The following is a 1,599-nucleotide window of genomic DNA, read 5'->3' as shown; positions in this document are numbered from 1 at the left end:
CCTTCTCAAATTTCCTGCGCGCGCAGCGGATAGGGACCGAACTGTCTCACGACGTTCTAAACCCAGCTCGCGTACCGCTTTAATGGGCGAACAGCCCAACCCTTGGGACCTACTCCAGCCCCAGGATGCGACGAGCCGACATCGAGGTGCCAAACCATGCCGTCGATATGGACTCTTGGGCAAGATCAGCCTGTTATCCCCGAGGTACCTTTTATCCGTTGAGCGACGGCCATTCCACAATGTGCCGCCGGATCACTAGTCCCGACTTTCGTCCCTGCTCGAGATGTCTCTCTCACAGTCAAGCTCCCTTGTGCACTTACACTCGCCACCTGATTGCCAACCAGGCTGAGGGAACCTTTGGGCGCCTCCGTTACTCTTTAGGAGGCAACCGCCCCAGTTAAACTACCCATCAGGCACTGTCCCTGACCCGGATTACGGGCCGAAGTTAGATGTCCAGAGTGACCAGAGTGGTATTTCAACGATGACTCCACCCGGACTGGCGTCCGGGCTTCACAGTCTCCCACCTATCCTACACAAGCCACACCGAACACCAATACCAAACTATAGTAAAGGTCTCGGGGTCTTTCCGTCCTGCTGCGCGTAACGAGCATCTTTACTCGTAGTGCAATTTCGCCGAGTTTATGGTTGAGACAGCGGGGAAGTCGTTACTCCATTCGTGCAGGTCGGAACTTACCCGACAAGGAATTTCGCTACCTTAGGATGGTTATAGTTACCACCGCCGTTTACTGGGGCTTAAATTCTCCGCTTCGCCCCCGAAGGGGCTAACAGGTCCTCTTAACCTTCCAGCACCGGGCAGGAGTCAGTCCGTATACATCGTCTTGCGACTTCGCACGGACCTGTGTTTTTAGTAAACAGTCGCTTCCCCCTGGTCTCTGCGGCCCTTACCCGCTCCAAGACGCAAGGTCTTGTCACGGTCCGGGCCCCCCTTCTCCCGAAGTTACGGGGGCATTTTGCCGAGTTCCTTAACCATAATTCTCTCGATCGCCTTGGTATTCTCTACCTGATCACCTGTGTCGGTTTGGGGTACGGGCGGCTAAAACCTCGCGTCGATGCTTTTCTCGGCAGCATAGGATCACCGAATCCCCCCATGCGGGGGTCCCGTCGGGTCTCAGGCTTCACGAACGGCGGATTTGCCAACCGTTCACCCTACATCCTTGGACCGGGACTACCATCGCCCGGCTCGGCTACCTTCCTGCGTCACACCTGTTAATACGCTTACCTCCCCGGATCGGGTCCCGCGCGCCCCGCCCGCACTGGCCCCGAAGGGCACACACGGACGGTTTGGGCGGTTAGCATCACCGGTTTGGCATGGGCGGTTTTTCGCCGGTACGGGAATATCAACCCGTTGTCCATCGACTACGCCTGTCGGCCTCGCCTTAGGTCCCGACTTACCCAGGGCAGATTAGCTTGACCCTGGAACCCTTGATCATTCGGCGGACGGGTTTCCCACCCGTCTTTCGCTACTCATGCCTGCATTCTCACTCGTGTAGGCTCCACCACTGGCTTCCGCCGCAGCTTCACTGCCCACACGACGCTCCCCTACCCACCAGCGCTCCTGAACCACGAAGGCTTGGATAA

The 1,599-nt window shown here is 57.5% G+C and carries 1 rRNA gene; it reads right to left on the bottom strand.

What is annotated here, in order from left to right:
* Positions 1-1,599: ribosomal RNA gene (locus tag AC5RWX_RS33085) — 23S ribosomal RNA — on the bottom strand; the annotation flags it as partial.

It is taken from the genome of Arthrobacter sp. SPT-J7 (assembly GCF_059089965.1).
The sequence above is the reverse complement of the archived record's forward strand: the minus strand, read 5'-3'. Positions and strand labels throughout refer to the sequence as shown.